The organism is Blautia parvula (assembly GCF_020215665.1).
Lineage (GTDB): Bacteria > Bacillota > Clostridia > Lachnospirales > Lachnospiraceae > Blautia > Blautia celeris.
The window spans coordinates 784,576-802,896 of record NZ_CP084061.1; the positions used below are offsets into that span (position 1 = coordinate 784,576).

Sequence of the window (18,321 nt, forward strand, 5' to 3'; positions counted from 1 at the left end):
GCAGTAAATGCGCAGACCTGCTGAATTGTAACAAATCAATGCCAACGAAAGGAAAAAGCCATGATTTTAAAAACAAAATTATTTGGACATGTGTATGCTTTTCAGTCATTAAAAGAAGTGATGGCAAAAGCCAATGAAGAAAAATCCGGAGATAAACTGGCCGGCCTTGCGGCAGAGTCAGCGGAGGAGCGGGTGGCAGCCAAAATCGTGCTGTCCCAGATAACTCTGGAAGACTTGAGAAACCATCCGGCAGTGCCTTATGAGACGGACGAGGTGACCAGGATCATCCAGGATGATATCAATGAACCTATTTACAGGGAAATTAAGGGAATGACGGTCTCTGACCTCCGTGAATGGATTCTGGATGAGGAGACAACAGGGGAGATGATCCGCCGGGTATCAAGAGGGCTCACCTCAGAGATGGTGGCAGCCGTGGCAAAGATCATGTCCAATCTGGATCTGGTATACGGAGCCAGAAAAATCCGTGTCACAGCACACTGCAATACCACCATCGGAGAGGAGGGGACTCTGTCCTCACGTCTTCAGCCAAACCATCCCACTGATGACCCGGATGGTATTATGGCCTCCCTTCTGGAGGGCCTTACCTATGGAGCCGGGGATGCCCTTCTGGGATTAAACCCTGTGGATGACTCCGCTGAGAGTGTTGCCAGGGTCCTGCACAGGTTTGAGGAAGTGAAGCAGAAACATCAGATTCCCACGCAGACCTGTGTTCTGGCACATGTGACAACTCAGATGGAGGCCATCAGAAAAGGCGCTCCGGCGGACCTGATCTTTCAGTCCATTGCAGGCTCTGAAATGGGAAATACGGCCTTTGGATTTAATGCGGCAACCATTGAGGAGGCGCGGCAGCTTGCGCTGACAAAGGGAACTGCCCAGGGACCAAATGTCATGTACTTTGAGACAGGCCAGGGATCAGAGCTGTCATCAGAAGCGCATCATGAGACAGACCAGGTGACCATGGAGGCAAGGTGTTATGGATTTGCCCGCCATTTTTCACCGTTTCTGGTCAATACGGTTGTGGGATTCATCGGCCCGGAATACCTGTATGACGGGCGGCAGGTGAACCGCGCCGGTCTGGAGGACCATTTCATGGGGAAACTCTCGGGTATTCCCATGGGATGTGATGCCTGCTATACCAACCATATGAAAGCAGACCAGAATACCATAGAGGATCTGTCTGTCCTGCTGACAGCTGCGGGCTGTAATTACTTTATGGGAATTCCTCACGGAGATGATGTAATGCTGAACTATCAGACAACAGGCTTTCATGAGACAGCAGCCCTGCGTGAGATCTTCGGCCTGACAGCCATCAAACCATTCCACAACTGGCTGATGAAAATGGGATATGTGGATGACAGAGGACATCTGACCGCCAGGGCGGGAGATGCCTCCACCCTGTTTTAGCGGATAGAGGCAGCATGTATAAGGAATTAGAAGGAGGACATATCAAGTGAGAGATGAGGAAATTAGATCCATGGTGGAGAAAATCCTGGATCAGATGTTAAATACTTCCACGGCCCCTGAGCCTAAGCGTTCCGAGGTGATACAGACCACTGCGGAAGCGCTGAAAAAGAAGGAGATACCCGCCGAATCCGGGGAATGCCTGGAGGACATCACAAAGACAGACCTGCGGCGGCAGCTTCTTGTAAAAAATCCTGCGGATGCGGATGGATATCTGGACATGAAAGCAAAGACCCCGGCCAGACTGGGAATCGGCAAAGCAGGTGCCAGATACCGGACCGCCACCATGCTTCGCGTCCGGGCAGACCATGCGGCGGCACAGGATGCGGTGTTCAGTGACGTGTCGGAGGATTTTATTAAAAAATGCGGTTTTGTCTTTGTGAAGACACTTTGTAAGGATAAAGATGAATATCTGACCCGCCCTGACCTGGGAAGGCGCTTTCCCGCAGATGAGCTTGAAGTCATCCGCAAGACCTGCGGCAGTCATCCGAAAGTGCTTGTGATCGTGGGGGACGGCCTTTCCTCCTCCGCCATAGAGGCAAATGTGGAGGATATGATCCCCGCTATACGACAGGGTCTGCAGATGCACCAGATCACGCTCCCCCCTGTGCTCTTTATCAAATACGCCAGGGTGGGAGCCATGGACGCTGTAGGTGAAGTGACGGATGCGGATGTTATCTGTATGCTGGTAGGAGAACGCCCGGGCCTTGTGACCGCGGAATCCATGTCCGCTTATATTGCGTACAAACCAAGGCACGGCCTTGCGGAGGCAAAGCGTACCGTGATCAGTAATATCCACAAGGGTGGGACCACTGCTGTGGAGGCAGGTGCCCATGCGGCGGAACTGATCGTAAAAATGCTGGAGAAAAAGGCATCGGGAATCGACTTGAAATAAAACACAGAGCTATTGGAGGAATACTATGAAACATGATGAACTGCGTCCCGCGATACTGGGAATCCGCATGATTTCCAATGTCAGTGAGGATTTGGCAAAAGCGCTGGAGCTGGGGCCAAGGCATAAAAGCCTTGGAATCGTAACAGCGGATACGGACGATGTGCTCTACACTGCCCTTGATGAAGCCACAAAAGATGCAGATGTGGAGGTCGTCTACGCGAGATCCATGTATGCCGGTGCGGCCAATGCGTCCACGAAGCTGGCAGGTGAGGTCATTGGTATCATAGGCGGCCCGAGTCCGGCAGAGATACGGAGCGGACTGAATTCCATACGGAATTTTATGGAATCCGGCCCCTGCTTTGTAAGCGCCAATGAGGATGATTCCATTGTCTACTATGCCCACACCGTATCCCGGACAGGTTCCTACCTGTCAAAGACAGCAGGGATACCGGAAGGTGAGGCCCTGGCCTATCTGATCGCACCGCCTCTGGAGGCAGTCTATGGCCTGGACGCTGCCATGAAAGCTGCGGACGTGTCAATGGTATCTTTTTACGGCCCGCCCTCAGAGACGAATTTTGGCGGAGGCCTTCTTACAGGAAGCCAGTCCGCATGCAAGGCAGCCTGCTCTGCGTTTGCCCAGGCAGTACAGGCAGTGGCAGACTATCCAAAAGATTTTGAATAAGGGAAAAGGAGAGTGAACAATGGAATTAAAGGATAAAGACCTGATTTCCGTGCAGGAGACAAGGAACCTGCTCATAGAGGCAGAAAAGGCCCAGCGGGAACTGTCACGTATGGACCAGACACAGATTGACCGCATCGTAAAAGCCATCAGCGATGCCGGAGCCGCCCACGCGGTACCGCTTGCAAAAGCGGCCCAGCAGGAGACCGGTTTCGGCAGATGGCAGGATAAGGTGATCAAAAACATGTTTGCAGCCAGAGTGGTTTACGATGCTGTGAAGAATGAAAAGACAGTGGGAATTCTCCATGAGGACAGGGAGAGAAAGGTGTGGGATATCGGCACACCTGTGGGGGTGATCGCGGGAATCGTCCCCTCCACTAACCCCACATCCACAGTCATTTACAAGGCCATGATCGCCTTAAAGGGCGGCAATGCCATTGTATTTTCCCCACATCCGGGCGCAAAGAAATGCATACTGGAAACCGTGCAGGTCATCTCCAAAGCGGCATGCCAGGCAGGATGCCCCAAAGGAGCCATATCGGCGATCAGTGTGCCAACCATGGAGGCAACACAAGCCCTGATGAAAAACGACAGAACAGCCCTCATCCTGGCAACGGGAGGAGGCGCCATGGTAAAATCCGCCTATTCCTCAGGAACACCCGCTATCGGCGTGGGGGCAGGCAACGGCCCTGCATTTATTGACAGGAGTGCTGATGTAAAGCGGGCTGTGAAGCAGATCCTGGATTCCAAAACCTTTGACAACGGAACCATCTGTGCTTCTGAGCAGTCCATTATTGTGGAGCGAAGCATGGAGGAAAAGGTGGTGGAGGAGCTGAAGGCCCAGGGCGCCTTTGTGCTGACACAGGAACAGTCCAGACAGCTTGGCAGATTCATTCTGCGGGCAAACGGCACCATGAACCCCATGATCGTGGGAAAGACATGTGCCCAGATCGCGGAGTACGCGGGGCTCTGCGGTGTTCCGTCATCTGCCAGAGTGCTGGTGGGAAGAGAGACAAAGGTGGGAGCAGATGCACCTTACTCCAGGGAAAAACTGGCCCCCATCCTGGGACTTTTTGTGGAAGAAAATACGGACAGAGTCCTGGAGAGAAGCATTGAGATCCTTCATATGGAAGGTGCGGGACACACTTTTTCCATGCATGCGGAGGATGAGGCGCTGGTGAGAAAATTCGCGCTGCAGATTCCGGCATCCCGTTTTCTGGTCAACACGCCCGGAGCTCTTGGCGGTATCGGAGCAACCACAGGTCTGTTCCCGGCCCTGACACTTGGATGCGGTGCGGTGGGAGGAAGTTCCTCCTCCAACAACATCGGTCCGCTGGATTTGATCAATATCAAACGTGTGGCATTCGGCACAAAAGAACTGGAAGAGATTCGCAGGGAAAGCGAGACAGCACAGAACAGCACAACATCATCCTGCAGCGGCCGGATAAGCCAGGAACTCATAAATACCATTGTAGATAAAATCGTAAAAGAATTCGTCTGAATGAATTCAGCTAAATGTAGAATACTAACAGAGAAAGAACAGCTTTGGAAAATGGAAAAGATTTGGAGGTAATCATTATGGCAAATACAAATGCATTAGGAATGATTGAAACAAAAGGTCTTGTGGGAGCAATTGAAGCAGCGGATGCCATGGTCAAGGCAGCCAATGTGGCTCTGGTTGGAAAAGAGAGCATCGGTGCCGGATTAGTCACAGTTATGGTGCGCGGCGATGTGGGCGCAGTCAAGGCAGCGACCGATGCAGGTGCATCTGCAGCAGAGCGTGTGGGAGAGCTGGTGTCCGTACACGTGATCCCCCGCCCTCACACAGAAGTGGATGTGATTCTGCCCCACCAGCTTGAAAAAGGAACCGGAGCTTCCTACACAGACGAGAACTCTCCGGTATAAAGGAGCGGCAGAATGGAAGAACAGGAAAAAATCCGCCGTATCGTGGCGGAGGCGATTCAGGAAACCCTGGAGAAAAAACAGGAAAAACCGGAACACATGACCCATCTGCGCGGAGACCATCTGGTGTATAAAGACCACCCAAGAATTGCCTTCCGGGGAGCCGTTGACTCCCTGGAGGCAGAGATCATCGTTTTACAGACGATCACGGAAAAGCAGCATCTCCACACGCTCACAGAGGACCTGGAGGAGATCATCAAAACCATCCGCTGGCTTCTGCGCTGTGAGGTATCCGGGGAGCCTGTGGGCGAGATCACCATGCAGGGGCTGGACACGGACGCCATGCGTGCCCATTCTCACCACCCCAGCCGGTATTACGGGATGAAACATTTTCTGCCCACGTACTGCCACAGTGAGATCGTGGCATATTTAAACAGGCTGAGGACAAAGGCCAGAGAGACAGAGCTGACTGCCTACCGGGCTTTTAAGACAGAGACCGGGGATGTGGAGCGGGAAGATATCATACGTGTCCTGAACAGGCTCTCCTCCCTATTCTGGATCATGATGTTCAAGTTTTTGACTGGTAAATATGGAGGAACTTATGAATGTTGAGGTAGAGGCAGTAGTAGAGGCTGTTGTCAGGGAACTGAAGGACAGGATGATGGTGGAGGTGGAGGCCTCCGGCAGACATGTGCATCTGTGCAGGGAAGATGTGGAGCGTCTGTTCGGCAGAGGATACCGGCTTACAAAAGTAAGGGATCTGTCCCAGCCGGGACAGTATGTATGTAAGGAGAGAGTTGCCCTGACCGGGCCAAAAGGGACCATTCACAATGTGGTCATCCTGGGACCGGAGAGGAAGGAGACCCAGGCAGAGATTTCCATGACAGATTCCCTTGTGCTCGGCATACGCCCCCCTGTGCGGTTAAGCGGTGATATTGCAGGCACGCCGGGAATCACCATCACAAACGGCGACAGACAGATTGTCACAGATAAAGGCGTGATCATAGCCAAACGTCACATGCACATCACACCGGAGGACGCAGCAAGGCTTCATGTAAAAGATAAGGAAGCATTGAAAATCAAAGTTTACGGAAGCCGTCCGGTGATCTTTGAGGATACCATTGCCCGGGTGAGCAGCGAATTCCAGACCTATGTGCACATTGACTATGATGAGGCAAACGCCTGTGGATTTGAAAAAGGTACCTTCTGCCGCATTGTACGGTAAAACCGGGGAAAGGAGGTTGTGCGGTGAATATAGGGAAGTCGGAAGTGACGGACAGTCTGATTGATGATATCATAGAGGAAGTTAAGGCCCGTATGGACAGAATGCAGGAGGAAACCTGCGGATGCTCCCGCACCGGAAAAGTTCTGGTACTTGGGGCGCTTGAGCCGGCAGAGGAAAACATTCTGAGATCCTTTGCAGAGATTCAAACTCTTCAGGAAGCAGGGACATATGATTTCGTTGTGGCAGCACAAGTCTCCATGGGTTTACTGGCTTATACTGCTCTTGGGATTCCCGGACAGCCGGAGGCACAGTGTATTCTGGAGGCCCTGCTAAGCGGCAGGAAGGTCTATATCCTGGAAAAAGGTCTGGAATACCGGAGATACCGGGAGTCTTCCTACAAGGCCTTATATCAGAAATATCAGGAATATGAGGAGGAGATCAGGCGCTTCGGCGGTGAGATCGTCTCGGGCGTACAGGAGGCAGCAGAACTTGCAGTGCGGGTTTGGAAAAAAGATTGTGCACCGGCAGATGACAGTACAGCCTTTGATTTGACCGGCCTTAAGCTGCTTGGGGAATCCGACCTGGGAAAAATGCGCGGGACTGGTTACAGAACCGTATTGATTGGCAGAAAGACGATCATAACACCTCTGGCGAAGGACTATATTTCCAATCATAATCTGACAGTCAGAAGACAGCAGTGAGGTATAGGAATGGAAATCGGAACAGTAATCGGAAGTGTTTGGGCCACGAAAAAAGACGAGGCTATCAACGGACAGAAGCTCCTGGTAATTGATGTGATGAAACGGTACAGACAGGAAAAGGAATCCCTGCTGGTCGCCGCGGATGTCATCGGAGCCGGGGTTGGGGATATGGTCCTGGTCTGCCGGGGAAATTCCGCAAGGATGGTTGTGGGAAATGGAAAAACACCGGTGGATGCAGCTATTGTGGGGATCATAGATACTCTGGATGTAGCGATTAAGTAGGTCCGCACATGTACCGCGGACTGGATATACATGAGGAGGGATGACGGTTGAGCATCAATGAGATAATTATTTACATTATGGTAATATTTGCGGCCCTGGGTGCGCTGGACAGAATATTCGGCAGCCGTTTTGGACTGGGAGAAAAGTTTGAAGAGGGAATCATGGCAATCGGAGCGCTGTCAATCTCCATGGTGGGAATCATTGCCCTGGCTCCGGTGATCGCCAATCTTTTAAAGCCTGTCATTGTGCCTGTGTTCGGCCTTTTGGGGGCTGACCCGGCCATGTTTGCAGGTTCTATTCTGGCGAACGATATGGGCGGCGCGCCTCTGGCACAGGCACTGGCATTAAATGAGGATGCCGGCAATTTCGGTGGACTTATTGTGGGAGCCATGTTGGGGCCGACCATTGTATTCACCATTCCGGTAGCTCTCGGGATCATCAGAGAGGAGGACCGGAAATATCTGGCAACTGGTGTTCTTGCCGGTGTCATCACCATACCCATCGGTTCTCTGGCAGGCGGTCTGGCAGCAGGGTATTCGTTCACTATGGTACTCAAAAATCTGATTCCCATCATTATTTTTGCAGTGCTCATTGCCCTTGGCCTGTGGAAATTTGAGAGTGCTATGGTAAAGGGATTCACGTATTTTGGAAAGTTTGTAGTGGCAGTGATCACCCTCGGACTCGGCGTGGGTATCATAGAACAGCTCACCGGTATTGTCCTGATTCCGGGCATGAATCCCATTGGCGAGGGATTCGAGGTGGTAGCGGATATTGCCATTGTCCTGGCCGGCGCATTTCCGCTGGTATATGTGATCACAAAGGTATTTAAAAAGCCCCTTATGGGACTGGGAAAAGTTTTAGGCATGAATGAGGTGGCAGCGGCAGGACTGGTAGCCAGTCTTGCAAACAGTATCCCCATGTTCGGTATGATGAAGGATATGGATGACAGAGGAAAAGTGCTGAATGTGGCTTTTGCAGTGTCAGCAGCCTTTGTATTCGGAGACCATCTGGGATTTACGGCAGGATTTAACCAGGATATGATCTTCCCCATGATCGTGGGAAAACTGGTGGGCGGAATCACGGCAGTATTTGCCGCGTTGATTCTGGTACGGAATAAAAAGATTTCAAAAGAAGCATAAGAAGGAAAAACGTAACAGTTCAGCTTGTCTGAACTGTTACGGAAAGACAGGTGAAGAAATGGAAATCAGCAGAGAAGCTATTGAACAGATCATTACACAGATATTGACAGAGAAAATAGGAACTTCCGGCTGTCCGAAAAATGACGTACACAGACAGGAGATTGCAGGCGTCATCAAGATGGAAGTTCCGAAGATCCATGTGACAGAGACAGACCGGCTGGATACCGGAAACAGGAATGACAGGGTATACACACATGATCTGTTTACCCTGTCAGAGAGTCCGCGGCTTGGATGCGGAATCATGGAAATGGAGAAGACCACATTTGACTGGACTCTGGACTATGATGAGATTGATTATGTCATAGAAGGTTCGCTTACTATCATAAAGGATAAAATGCAGGTGACCGCAGGCCCTGGGGAGATCATTCTGATTCCGAAAGGTTCCAAAATACAGTTTTCTGTCCCCCAAAGCGCCCGTTTTATCTATGTGACATATCCGGCAGACTGGGCAAATTAATGCTTTTCCTCATCCTCTTGTTCGGCTGTGAAGGTGAATAATTCTTCCACAGTAGTGTGAAAGACATGGGAGATGTCCATGGCTAACTGAAGGGATGGATTATACGCGCCTTTTTCCAGCCGGATAATGGTCTCACGCCGTACACCTGTGAGGTCAGCCAGTTCCTGCTGGCTCATATTGTTTTGTATACGGTATTCCCGGATGGTTGTTGTCAGTTTCTTTTTCATAAGTCAGTCTTTCTACTCTGTGATGTGAGAGTCAAAATACAGAAATGCTCCCGTCTGTACCAGTTTGATCGATCCGTAATAAAAGAGAATATGGCTGGCACTGATCGTTACCCGCAGATGCCCGATGATGCAGAGGACCGTCCAGATCAGCAAAGTCAATTCCACAAACAGCAATGTGAGCCGTCTGGCCTTCGCGTAATTTTCAACCGTTAACTCGTCCCATGGCTCATTTTTTACTTTACGCCGGTAATAATATGCGCCGGCATATAGGAATACGATAACAGCAAATGAAATACATGCCAGTGAATCTTTATCGGCAAAAAAATTGAGCACAGAAAATAAAATACCTGCAAGTCCCACCAGCCCGTTGGTCAGCAGTTCCTCTTTTCGCACACTCAGCATATTCTGCACCTCCCTGTTTGTATGTGATATATTTGTAACTGATACAAATATATCACATATTTCTGTTTTGTCAATAGTCTGAAAAGAATTCGATAAAATAGCAAAAATATTGCAGCAGCCGTGAGGGCGCTGTCATGAACGTAAGAATCCCTCTATGATCTTTTCCTCTGCCTCCGCCTCTGTAAGGCCCAGGGTACGAAGTTTTATGATCTGTTCCCCGGCGATTTTGCCGATGGCTGCTTCGTGAATCAGTGCAGCGTCCATACAGCCTGCGAACAACTCCGGGGCAGCATTTACCGTGCCCCGGTCAGCCAGGATCGCGTCACATTCGGAATGTCCGCTGCAGCGGCAGTTTCCCATGATGCGGGAGTGGTATTCCTGGCGTGAGGCGCCTTTTGCCACAGAGCGTGAGATGAGGTCAACAGCGGAATCTTCTCCATCCATGGAGACTGTAAAATATGTTTTGGCAGTCTCTTCCTTTTCTGTCAGGATCCTTTCATGAACGGTCAGTCTGGCCCTTGCGGCCAGCCGGGCTGTTGTCTTTCTCAGCGTGCTGTCCACACCTCCGATCTGTTTGGTGTCAATTTCCAGAAAGGAGTCTTCCAACAGGACAGCATCCGTAACAGAGTCTATGTGTTTTTTGCCGTTTTCCGGTCCTGTGCCTATATGCCTCTCTTTGTAGAGAACATGTGCGCCCTTTTCCAGAAAGAAACTGTGGATTCCGTTATGCCGCGCCGTTTCCCCGCTGCCTGTGTGGACGCCGCATCCGGCTATGATGGTGACATCAGCCCCTGCGCCTACATAAAAATCATTGTAGACAAGGTCGTCAACCCCTCCGTGGGTTACGCAGGCAGGGATATAAACCGTCTCTTTCTGTGCTTCGGAGCTTATATGTATTACGAGACCGGGAGCACCTTCTTTTGTCTCAATGCGTATATTCGGAGTGGAACGGCGGCCCGCACATTCCCCGTTTTCACGGATATTGAACGCACCGCGGAATTCATCGGTAAAATCAGTGATAATCTGCAGGAGTTTTTTTGAGATTTTATTCATAAAGAATCTTACCTTTTTTTCTCCGGCGGTCAGCAGTTTTGTTTTCCGCTGCCGTCCGGGACGGTCTTAACTCTAACATATGAATGCTCCGCAGCATTTTATACTCTTGTGAATAAAGGAACTTTGTCAGGCTGTTTATGTTTTTAGGTACGGTCCGGAACAACAGCCGGGATGTTACCGTTATGACCGGAATAACTGTTAACAGCGAAAAAATGAAAGAAGATAAAACAGGCCTTGCAATAAATAGTCAAAGGGATATGCTGTATATAGATTTATGTTTATCACGAGGAATACCAGAAGAAATGAGCACTGGGTGAAAAGCCGGCAGCGAATTTATTTGGTAAAATACCCATATCAAATAAAGGAGGTGCACAAAAATGCACGCATGGGAAGCCATACAAAATACAGTAGACTATATAGAAGCGCATATTAAGGAGGACATCAGTGCAGAACGCCTGTCCGAGATAGCAGGGCTGTCTCCCTTTTATTTTCAGAGACTTTTTAAGCGTCTGGTAAACAGAACGGTCCAGGAATATGTAAAACTGCGCCGCCTGGCCCTGGTGATCGCAGAACTGGAAAAAGACCAACAGAGGATACTGGACATTGCCCTGGATTACGGGTTTTCCAGCCATGCCAATTTCACCAGAGCATTCAAATCCACCTACGGACTGACGCCGGAGGAATACAGAGATAGGCGTCCGCTTTTGAATACTTTTCTAAAACCTGAGATATCCATGAGTTATACCATGATCGACGAAGGAGTTCCGCTGCTTGCAGGAAATATTGTTCTGGAGATCAACAGAAAAACACTCAATGAACCGGAGACATATTTGGGGTTTGAGACAAAAGTGAAGATAGAAGACCAGATCCCGGCAGGCGAGAGTACAGGAGTAGATATACCGGGACAGCTTTGGAAGCAATACCACAAGGAAAAAGAGAGGTTTGCGGAGTATCTGAATCCGGATGTGGAACTGGGAATGTCCTACAGGCCTGATCCGCAGAGGGGAGAGTTTACCTATTTTGCAGGAGGGCTGGCAAGCCAAAAGGAGATACCGGAAGGAATGGTAAAAGAGGTACTGCCGCCGGGAGAATACGTTGTCTGCGGCATTGAAGCGGAAAGCTTTGAAGAGCTTGTGACAAAAGCACTGTATCAGGCGGGAAAATACCTCTTCGGCACCTGGCTTCCGAACCATAAGCTGGTGACCCAGCCGTTTTCCGCTGAGAAATATTTTAAAAATATGGATGGAATCTATTATATGGAGGTTTGGGTGATTCCGGCAGCGATAGAATAACCTGTACCTGTGAAAGCAGAAATAGATTGATAAAACAAATTATGAAATATTATTATTTGATTTAGATGGAACATGAGGACAAAAAAGAATTAAGATTGCAAACACCGCCCAAAAATGGGAGGTGTTTGCATATGTGATTCAAAAATACGGAATCAAAGACATTACATATATAGCAGCTACATTACAGGATTTAGCGGCTCTTTTATTGCCATAGTATAATTCAGAAGATAAAAAAACGTTGGCTGTCCGCAATTGTTTTTATTCTCTGATTCACAATTTGAGAAAATGGACGGCAGATACGAAAGGCAAGGTGATTACTTAATACCGTGTTTGACCCTACGAAAGGAGTCATAGAATTGAGTACACAAACAAATATGACAAAAGGAAGTCCTTTAAAATTACTTTTATGTTTTGCCATTCCACTTATGTTTGGAACAATATTTCAACAGTCATTTATTATTGCGGACAGGATAATTGTAGGGCATCTGATAGGTGCAGACGCATTTTCATCCGTAGGTGCAACGGGTTCTGTATCTATGGTGTTTACATCTCTCTGTCTTGGAATTGCGATTGGTTCAGGAATTGTTGTTTCGCAATTTTATGGGGCAAAGGATGAAGAGGGGACGGCTTTGGCAATCAGAAATGGCACAATGATAACAATACTTAGTACCTTGATGATTTCCATTTTAGCATTGCTGGTCACAAAACCGATTCTTTTATTGCTGAATACGCCTGCTTCTTTGTTGGAAGATTCCATCAATTATATGTCAATATCACTAGGCGGTCTGGTGGTTGTAATCTTATATTACATACCGTTTAGCGTATTACGTTCGTTAGGTGATGCGAAAACACCAATTATTTTTTTGGTGGTTTGCAGTATATTGAATATTGCATTTGATTTGGTATTTATCTTGATATTTCATACGGGTGTTGAGGGGACAGCAATCGCCTCATTGTCGGCGCAAGGAATAGCAGGGATTTTATGTTTTATTTATGCCATAAGAAAATATTCTTGTTTTGAAACGGCATTAAAGAAGGTAAAGTTTGATAAAGCTATGGCAAAGCAAATCTTTAGGATATGCATACCAATGGGATTCCAGTACTCGTTTATTTACTTATCAACAACGATTTTGCAGTGGGTAATAAATGGATATGGAACGAGTATGATAGGGGCTTTTACGGCGACAAGCCAGATAGAAAGTTTAATCCAGCAGCCATTTACTGCATTGGGCACAGCAATAGCAACTTATACAGGGCAGAATATCGGGGCAGGAAATACAGAAAGGATCAGACAGGGATTGGTTGCTGCTTTGAAAATCTGTTTGGTATATTCTCTTATTCTTGTTTTGGTATTCCGGGGCTTTGGGAGAATAGTCATGAATATTTTTGTATCAGATACGTGTATTATTGATAATGCTGTGAAAGGGATTCACATTACCAGTACATTTTTTTTGGCACTCGGCATGGGACAGATACTGCGCTATCTCTTAAATGGTGCAGGAGATTCTGCTTATTCAATGGTAAATGGAATCGTTGAAATTGTCTGCCGTTTAGTATTTGTTTTCTTATTGACGAACATCTCATTTATAGGTCAATGGGGGATTTGGTGGACAACGGCATTTACTTGGAGCTGCACGGCATTATTTGGAATATGCCGGTTTATAGGAGGAAAATGGAAAGATAAAGGCATAGTTTAAAAATGGAAAAGAAGTATTGGATATTGTGTCCTGCCTGTCATAGCAAGACCTGCATGAAAATAAGAATTGCTTTTGACAGGCTGTATGTCACGATTCGATGTACACTTAGACTGGTCAGTCATGTACCAGCCAGGTCTTGGCCTCCTCCATATCGGTACAGAAATAAAGCTGTCCGCTATTTAACGCAGCCTTTTTATGCAAGGCTTTCTGTAGTTTCCTCAGACTTCTTTTCTCCGTGGTAATTGCCAGCTTAACAATTCGGGGCCTTATTTTTTCAATATGTTCTGCAAGCGTTTCTGTCAGTTCCTTTGTCAAGTCAGTCTCATATAAATCAATTAATATGCGGCGCTTTTGAGGGGATTTTAATATAAATGCCTCTTCTCTGCCTATCATGGACAGCAGACCTTCGGAATCATCAAAATAACTTCCATAATGAATACCGTGAAAGCTGCCGCCTTTATAGTAGTAAGGGCTCAGCGCCCCGCTTGGGGATTTTGTTATCATAGTATTACCTTTCCCTTTCCAACAGATCTGTCAGCGGTTTCTGCATACGGATATGACGACACCAGCGGATGGTTTCCTCCGTAATGCAGATTCCGTAATAAAGAGTGGAGAGTTTATAATAAAAGCATTCTTTATTATCCAGTTCCGTAAATCCTTTTTCCAGCTCCCTGAGCTTTTTCAGATAATTTCTGTTATTGATCTCATATTCCAGAAGCTGCTGACTGCGAATTTCAGCCTCCAGATGGTCGAAGAAGTAAACCTTTGCCAAATGGGTATTGGTGCCTTCAAAAATATCCATGGGGGAGGAGAGCCAGTGGAAAAATTGGTTCCGTCCCTCCTCTGTTATGTGGTAAAAAATTTTCTTTCTGCTGCCCTGCGGTTTATCCCTGGTTGTCAGATATCCCTTTTCCGTTAATCTTTTTAATGCGGGGTACAGGCTTCCGAAACTTGCCTTATAGAAGACACCGATTCCGTTTTCTATGAACTTTTTTATATCATAGCCTGTCAGGTCCTTTTCCAGCAGCATGCCGAGTGCAATGGATTCCAGCATAATAGTCTCCTCTCATATATATCTATTAGATATATTATAACGCTATATATAGAGGTTGTAAAGCACTGTTTCTCGGTGGTAATGTTTCTATGTGAAATGTGAAAGCACATCCGTTGACTTTAGTGCACTGAGGTAATATAATGCTTTTTATAGACTGTTTTTCAGGCTATAGTACATAAAGAGAGGTACAGTTTAGATGAAAGCGCAATTGGTGACGGACATACAGAAGTATTCTATTCATGATGGGGAAGGAATACGAACTACCATATTTTTTAAGGGATGTCCGCTTTCCTGTGTCTGGTGTCACAACCCGGAGACACAGGAGTACCGTCAGCAGTTTATGTGGAATCAGGAAAAATGTACAGGATGCGGGGAGTGTGCCGCGGCCTGTCCCGGCGGCGCTGTTTTTATGGAGGGGCCAAGACCGGTGACGGATCCAGAAAAGTGCAGTGTATGCCATACGTGTGAAGAATACTGTCTGCAAAATGCCAGGGAATTTGCAGGCAGAGAATATACGGTCGAGGAGCTGGTTAGGGAGGCATTAAAAGACCAGCCTTTTTACGAGCAGTCCCATGGCGGGGTCACCCTCTCGGGAGGAGAGGTACTGGCCCGGGATAAGGAATTTCTGGAACAGCTCATGCGCGGTCTGACAGAGCGGGGAATACGTGTGAATGTGGATACCTGCGGTTATGTCCCATGGGAAAATATAGAGAGTGTGATTCCTTATACGGATACTTTTTTATACGATATAAAGCTCATGGACTCCGGTCTGCACGAGAAAATGACAGGAGCGGGAAATGAGAGGATCCTGGATAATCTCGTAAAACTGTCAAAAAGCGGAGCCGCTGTCTGGATACGGATTCCGGTTGTGGGCGGTGTCAATGATACGGACAGGAACATGAAAGAGACACTGGACTTTCTTGATGCCCATTCCATAGGGCAAAAATGGATTCACCTGCTTCCCTATCACAACACAGGGAGTGGAAAATATTCAAGGCTGGGACAGGAATACAGGGGCAGAGATTTTACGACTCCTTCTAAGGAACGCATGCAGGAGCTGTTGGATATGTGTCTGAAACGGGGATTTCAGGCCAGGATAGGAGGTTGATACAGATGGAACGGGGAATGAACGAGAGAATCCGCAGGCTTCGCAGGGAAAGCCTGGAGACAGAAGCGCATATAGATATGGAGCGGGCAAAAATAGAAACCGAAGTATACCGCAGATATGAGGGCACTGTATCTGTACCGGAATTACGGGCACTGGTTTTAAAACACTATTTTGCCGAGAAGACGCTGTACATAGGGGAAGGCGAGCTGTTGGTGGGAGAGAAGGGAAACGGGCCGCAGGCAGCACCCACCTTTCCGGAATTATGCTGCCATACAGTACAGGATCTCCATGTGATGAATGACAGGGAGCTGATCAGCTTCAAGGTACGTGAAGAGGACTATGGGTTTCAGGAAAAGGAAATGATCTCTTTCTGGGAGAGACGTTCCATCCGGCACCGGATACTGGAAAAAATGACTCCGGAGTGGAAGAAAGCCTATAGATGTGGTATTTTTACTGAATTTATGGAACAGAGAGGTCCGGGGCATACCGTGGGTTCCGAAAACATTTATAAGCGGGGGCTTCTGGACTATAAGGAGAAGATACGGGAAGCGCTTGGACATCTGGACTACAGCCGGGACCCGGAGGCGCTGGATAAAGAGAATGAGCTTCGTGCCATGGATATTGCTTGTGATGCGGTGATCCTTCTGGGAAAACGGTATCATGACTATGCCCTTAAGCTTGCCCAAAAAGAAGAAAATCCGGTACGCAGAGAGGAACTTCTGCAGATTGCCGAAAACTGCAAGGTTGTGCCGGCACATAAGCCGGAGACATACTGGCAGGCACTTCAGATGTATTGGTTTGTGCATCTGGCTGTGACAAGTGAGTTAAACCCGTGGGATGCCTACAGCCCCGGAAGACTGGATCAGCATCTGATATCTTTTTACAGACACGATGTCAAGGAAGGGATTCTTAACCGGGAGCAGGCAAAAGAACTGCTGGAGTGTCTGTGGGTAAAATTCAACAATCAGCCGGCACCTCCAAAGGTGGGGATTACACTGAAGGAAAGCGGCACATACACAGACTTTGCCAACATCAATACCGGCGGAGTGACACCGGAGGGACATGACGGTGTCAATGAGGTGAGCTATCTGATCCTGGAGTGTATGGATGAAATGAAACTTCTGCAGCCCAGCTCAAATGTGCAGATTAGTAAAAAGACTCCTCAGGAGTTTCTCATAAAAGCCTGCGAGATATCCAGAAAGGGATGGGGACAGCCTGCTTTTTACAACACAGAGAGTATAATTCAGCAGCTTTTAAACGCAGGGAAATCCATTGCAGATGCAAGAAAAGGCGGCACCAGTGGATGTGTGGAGACGGGCGCTTTTGGAAACGAGGCATATATACTGACCGGTTATTTTAATCTGCCAAAAATCCTTGAGATCACCCTTCACAACGGATATGACCCGGCCGCCGGGGAACCGCTTGGCCTGGCGCTTGGAAAAGCGGAGGATTTTAAATCTTATGAGGAGCTTTTTGAAGCCTATAAAAAGCAGATTTTGTATTTCCTGGATATCAAAATGCGCGGCAATCATGTCATTGAGGGGATTTATGCCCGCTATATGCCGGTACCGTTACTCTCCGTGATCACCAATGACTGTATTGCCAAGGGAAAGGACTACAATGCCGGGGGAGCCAGATATAACACCAACTATCTGCAGGGCGTGGGAATCGGAACCATTACAGACAGTCTTGCTGCCATAAAATACAATGTTTTTGACAAACAGAAATTTACCATGTCTGAGCTGATGCAGGCGCTGAATGACAATTTTGAGGGACATGGGCGAATCTGGAATCTTGTCAGCAATAAGACGCCGAAATACGGCAATGACGATGACTATGCAGATGATATTATGAAGGATGTATTTTCATTCTACTATGAGAGCGTGACCGGACGGCCGAATATGAAAGGCGGAAAGTACCGCATCAATATGCTGCCAACCACCTGTCATGTCTATTTCGGGGAAGTGATGATGGCAAGCCCCAACGGACGTCTGGCCCATAAGCCTGTATCCGAAGGGATATCCCCGGAGAAAGGGGCAGATGTGCACGGCCCTACAGCGGTAGTGAAATCCTGCTCCAAGATGGATCATCTGAATACAGGGGGAACTCTGCTGAACCAGAAGTTTACGCCTCAGGTGGTATCCGGTGAAAACGGACTGATACAGATGGCAAATCTGGTCCGGACATATTTTAACCTGGACGGGCACCACATTCAGTTTAATGTGATTGACCGCCAGACACTTTTAGACGCGCAGGCACGTCCCGAGGAATACAAGGATTTGATCGTGCGTGTGGCTGGATACAGCGACCATTTCCGCAATTTAAGCAAAGCGCTGCAAGATGAGATCATCGATAGAACAGAGCAGTCCTTTGGATGATTTTGAACGCCCCCAAAGGGCAGGAACGGTATAGTTTCTGCCCTTTGGGGGCGGATTTTTGTCTGTCCTGGCGTTTTCGCACCTTTTGGCTGAAAACACCTGGGGAAACAGTGGCATATGGACGGCAGAGGATAAATTCAAAAAACATAAAACTTTTATAAAGTCATTGCATCTGCCGGAAAATAAGAATATAATAAGTCTGCATTTGTTGTTTACATGTAACGATTCAGTGAATACCTGTTGCTGGTACTCTTATGCTCGGTCAGCGAAGCAAATGCGCCGACTTAA

The 18,321-nt window shown here is 48.0% G+C and carries 21 protein-coding genes; 16 read left to right on the forward strand and 5 right to left on the reverse strand.

The features are described from left to right. Positions 1-60: 60 nt before the first annotated feature. The 11 genes from LC508_RS03755 (at position 61) to LC508_RS03805 (ending at position 8,822) form a co-directional block, all read left to right on the forward strand. The gene (locus LC508_RS03755; protein ID WP_033139475.1) at positions 61-1,425 is read left to right on the forward strand and encodes an ethanolamine ammonia-lyase subunit EutB; all 1,365 of its coding nucleotides are present in this window, start codon (positions 61-63) and stop codon (positions 1,423-1,425) included. 46 nt (positions 1,426-1,471) lie between these two features. Beyond that, the gene (eutC, locus tag LC508_RS03760) at positions 1,472-2,377 is read left to right on the forward strand and encodes an ethanolamine ammonia-lyase subunit EutC (RefSeq protein ID WP_103732309.1); all 906 of its coding nucleotides are present in this window, start codon (positions 1,472-1,474) and stop codon (positions 2,375-2,377) included. Positions 2,378-2,402: 25 nt separating this feature from the next. Continuing rightward, on the forward strand, positions 2,403-3,059 hold the full coding sequence (eutL, locus tag LC508_RS03765) for an ethanolamine utilization microcompartment protein EutL (protein ID WP_033139477.1): 657 nt from the start codon (positions 2,403-2,405) through the stop codon (positions 3,057-3,059). Between the two features lie 19 nt (positions 3,060-3,078). Continuing rightward, a complete protein-coding gene (locus tag LC508_RS03770) occupies positions 3,079-4,557 on the forward strand; it encodes an acetaldehyde dehydrogenase (acetylating) (RefSeq protein WP_103732310.1) in 1,479 nt (492 codons plus the stop codon). A gap of 77 nt (positions 4,558-4,634) precedes the next feature. Next, the gene (locus LC508_RS03775; RefSeq protein ID WP_033139478.1) at positions 4,635-4,961 is read left to right on the forward strand and encodes a BMC domain-containing protein; all 327 of its coding nucleotides are present in this window, start codon (positions 4,635-4,637) and stop codon (positions 4,959-4,961) included. 12 nt (positions 4,962-4,973) lie between these two features. After that, a complete protein-coding gene (locus LC508_RS03780) occupies positions 4,974-5,570 on the forward strand; it encodes a hypothetical protein (protein WP_054351311.1) in 597 nt (198 codons plus the stop codon). Beyond that, on the forward strand, positions 5,560-6,183 hold the full coding sequence (gene eutD, locus LC508_RS03785; RefSeq protein WP_054351312.1) for an ethanolamine utilization phosphate acetyltransferase EutD: 624 nt from the start codon (positions 5,560-5,562) through the stop codon (positions 6,181-6,183). The genes LC508_RS03780 and eutD overlap by 11 nt, the downstream gene beginning before the upstream one ends. 23 nt (positions 6,184-6,206) lie before the next feature. Beyond that, positions 6,207-6,884: a hypothetical protein gene (locus tag LC508_RS03790; protein WP_054351313.1), complete on the forward strand. Its 678-nt coding sequence runs from the start codon at positions 6,207-6,209 to the stop codon at positions 6,882-6,884. A gap of 9 nt (positions 6,885-6,893) precedes the next feature. Continuing rightward, a complete protein-coding gene (locus tag LC508_RS03795; protein WP_054351314.1) occupies positions 6,894-7,166 on the forward strand; it encodes a EutN/CcmL family microcompartment protein in 273 nt (90 codons plus the stop codon). A gap of 47 nt (positions 7,167-7,213) precedes the next feature. After that, positions 7,214-8,305, forward strand: a complete 1,092-nt coding sequence (gene eutH / locus LC508_RS03800) for an ethanolamine utilization protein EutH (RefSeq protein WP_033139481.1) — start codon at positions 7,214-7,216, stop codon at positions 8,303-8,305. 58 nt (positions 8,306-8,363) lie between these two features. Further along, the gene (locus tag LC508_RS03805) at positions 8,364-8,822 is read left to right on the forward strand and encodes a cupin domain-containing protein (RefSeq protein WP_054351315.1); all 459 of its coding nucleotides are present in this window, start codon (positions 8,364-8,366) and stop codon (positions 8,820-8,822) included. Here LC508_RS03805 and LC508_RS03810 read toward each other — a convergent pair. The 3 genes from LC508_RS03810 to LC508_RS03820 form a co-directional block, all read right to left on the reverse strand. Continuing rightward, positions 8,819-9,049 carry a helix-turn-helix transcriptional regulator gene (locus LC508_RS03810; protein WP_033139483.1) on the reverse strand — a complete coding sequence of 77 codons (231 nt, stop codon included), beginning with the start codon at positions 9,047-9,049 and terminating at the stop codon, positions 8,819-8,821. The two genes, LC508_RS03805 and LC508_RS03810, sit on opposite strands and share 4 nt — an antisense overlap. 12 nt (positions 9,050-9,061) lie before the next feature. Then, positions 9,062-9,451 (reverse strand): hypothetical protein, encoded by a 390-nt coding sequence (locus LC508_RS03815; protein WP_033139484.1) that lies wholly within the window; start codon positions 9,449-9,451, stop codon positions 9,062-9,064. A gap of 132 nt (positions 9,452-9,583) precedes the next feature. Continuing rightward, positions 9,584-10,504, reverse strand: a complete 921-nt coding sequence (locus LC508_RS03820) for a SufB/SufD family protein (RefSeq protein WP_103732311.1) — start codon at positions 10,502-10,504, stop codon at positions 9,584-9,586. Between the two features lie 182 nt (positions 10,505-10,686). On the opposite strand from LC508_RS03820, the gene LC508_RS28215 reads away from it, so the two are divergent. The 3 genes from LC508_RS28215 (at position 10,687) to LC508_RS03830 (ending at position 13,493) form a co-directional block, all read left to right on the forward strand. After that, entirely contained in the window at positions 10,687-10,821 is a 135-nt protein-coding gene (locus LC508_RS28215) for a hypothetical protein (protein WP_255611233.1), read from the forward strand. A 60-nt stretch (positions 10,822-10,881) separates the two neighbouring features. After that, positions 10,882-11,796, forward strand: coding sequence for an AraC family transcriptional regulator (locus tag LC508_RS03825; RefSeq protein WP_103732572.1), 915 nt, complete (start codon positions 10,882-10,884; stop codon positions 11,794-11,796). 356 nt (positions 11,797-12,152) lie between these two features. Next, the gene (locus LC508_RS03830) at positions 12,153-13,493 is read left to right on the forward strand and encodes an MATE family efflux transporter (protein ID WP_103732573.1); all 1,341 of its coding nucleotides are present in this window, start codon (positions 12,153-12,155) and stop codon (positions 13,491-13,493) included. 114 nt (positions 13,494-13,607) lie between these two features. Here LC508_RS03830 and LC508_RS03835 read toward each other — a convergent pair whose 3' ends face one another. Together LC508_RS03835 and LC508_RS03840 are read right to left on the reverse strand one after the other, a co-directional pair. After that, complete coding sequence (locus tag LC508_RS03835; protein ID WP_054351318.1) at positions 13,608-13,997, reverse strand: hypothetical protein; 390 nt, start codon at positions 13,995-13,997, stop codon at positions 13,608-13,610. A 4-nt stretch (positions 13,998-14,001) separates the two neighbouring features. Next, entirely contained in the window at positions 14,002-14,547 is a 546-nt protein-coding gene (locus LC508_RS03840) for a PadR family transcriptional regulator (protein ID WP_054351319.1), read from the reverse strand. 196 nt (positions 14,548-14,743) lie between these two features. Here LC508_RS03840 and LC508_RS03845 point away from each other — a divergent pair, with 196 nt between their 5' ends. Both LC508_RS03845 and hypD read left to right on the forward strand, forming a co-directional pair. Continuing rightward, on the forward strand, positions 14,744-15,655 hold the full coding sequence (locus LC508_RS03845) for a glycyl-radical enzyme activating protein (protein ID WP_103732574.1): 912 nt from the start codon (positions 14,744-14,746) through the stop codon (positions 15,653-15,655). A 5-nt stretch (positions 15,656-15,660) separates the two neighbouring features. Beyond that, positions 15,661-18,033 carry a trans-4-hydroxy-L-proline dehydratase gene (gene hypD / locus LC508_RS03850; RefSeq protein ID WP_103732575.1) on the forward strand — a complete coding sequence of 791 codons (2,373 nt, stop codon included), beginning with the start codon at positions 15,661-15,663 and terminating at the stop codon, positions 18,031-18,033. Positions 18,034-18,321 lie beyond the last annotated feature (288 nt).

Bases quoted from the DNA above. Each gene is read 5' to 3' on its own strand.
- LC508_RS03840 (WP_054351319.1), bottom strand. From the start codon at position 14,547: ATGCTGGAATCCATTGCACTCGGCATGCTGCTGGAAAAGGACCTGACA.
- eutL (WP_033139477.1), top strand. From the start codon at position 2,403: ATGAAACATGATGAACTGCGTCCCGCGATACTGGGAATCCGCATGATT.
- LC508_RS03825 (WP_103732572.1), top strand. From the start codon at position 10,882: ATGCACGCATGGGAAGCCATACAAAATACAGTAGACTATATAGAAGCG.
- LC508_RS03845 (WP_103732574.1), top strand. From the start codon at position 14,744: ATGAAAGCGCAATTGGTGACGGACATACAGAAGTATTCTATTCATGAT.
- LC508_RS03815 (WP_033139484.1), bottom strand. From the start codon at position 9,451: ATGCTGAGTGTGCGAAAAGAGGAACTGCTGACCAACGGGCTGGTGGGA.
- LC508_RS03770 (WP_103732310.1), top strand. From the start codon at position 3,079: ATGGAATTAAAGGATAAAGACCTGATTTCCGTGCAGGAGACAAGGAAC.
- LC508_RS03805 (WP_054351315.1), top strand. From the start codon at position 8,364: ATGGAAATCAGCAGAGAAGCTATTGAACAGATCATTACACAGATATTG.
- LC508_RS03835 (WP_054351318.1), bottom strand. From the start codon at position 13,997: ATGATAACAAAATCCCCAAGCGGGGCGCTGAGCCCTTACTACTATAAA.
- hypD (WP_103732575.1), top strand. From the start codon at position 15,661: ATGGAACGGGGAATGAACGAGAGAATCCGCAGGCTTCGCAGGGAAAGC.
- LC508_RS03780 (WP_054351311.1), top strand. From the start codon at position 4,974: ATGGAAGAACAGGAAAAAATCCGCCGTATCGTGGCGGAGGCGATTCAG.
- LC508_RS03775 (WP_033139478.1), top strand. From the start codon at position 4,635: ATGGCAAATACAAATGCATTAGGAATGATTGAAACAAAAGGTCTTGTG.
- LC508_RS03810 (WP_033139483.1), bottom strand. From the start codon at position 9,049: ATGAAAAAGAAACTGACAACAACCATCCGGGAATACCGTATACAAAAC.
- LC508_RS03820 (WP_103732311.1), bottom strand. From the start codon at position 10,504: ATGAATAAAATCTCAAAAAAACTCCTGCAGATTATCACTGATTTTACC.
- LC508_RS28215 (WP_255611233.1), top strand. From the start codon at position 10,687: ATGACCGGAATAACTGTTAACAGCGAAAAAATGAAAGAAGATAAAACA.
- eutD (WP_054351312.1), top strand. From the start codon at position 5,560: ATGAATGTTGAGGTAGAGGCAGTAGTAGAGGCTGTTGTCAGGGAACTG.
- LC508_RS03755 (WP_033139475.1), top strand. From the start codon at position 61: ATGATTTTAAAAACAAAATTATTTGGACATGTGTATGCTTTTCAGTCA.
- LC508_RS03795 (WP_054351314.1), top strand. From the start codon at position 6,894: ATGGAAATCGGAACAGTAATCGGAAGTGTTTGGGCCACGAAAAAAGAC.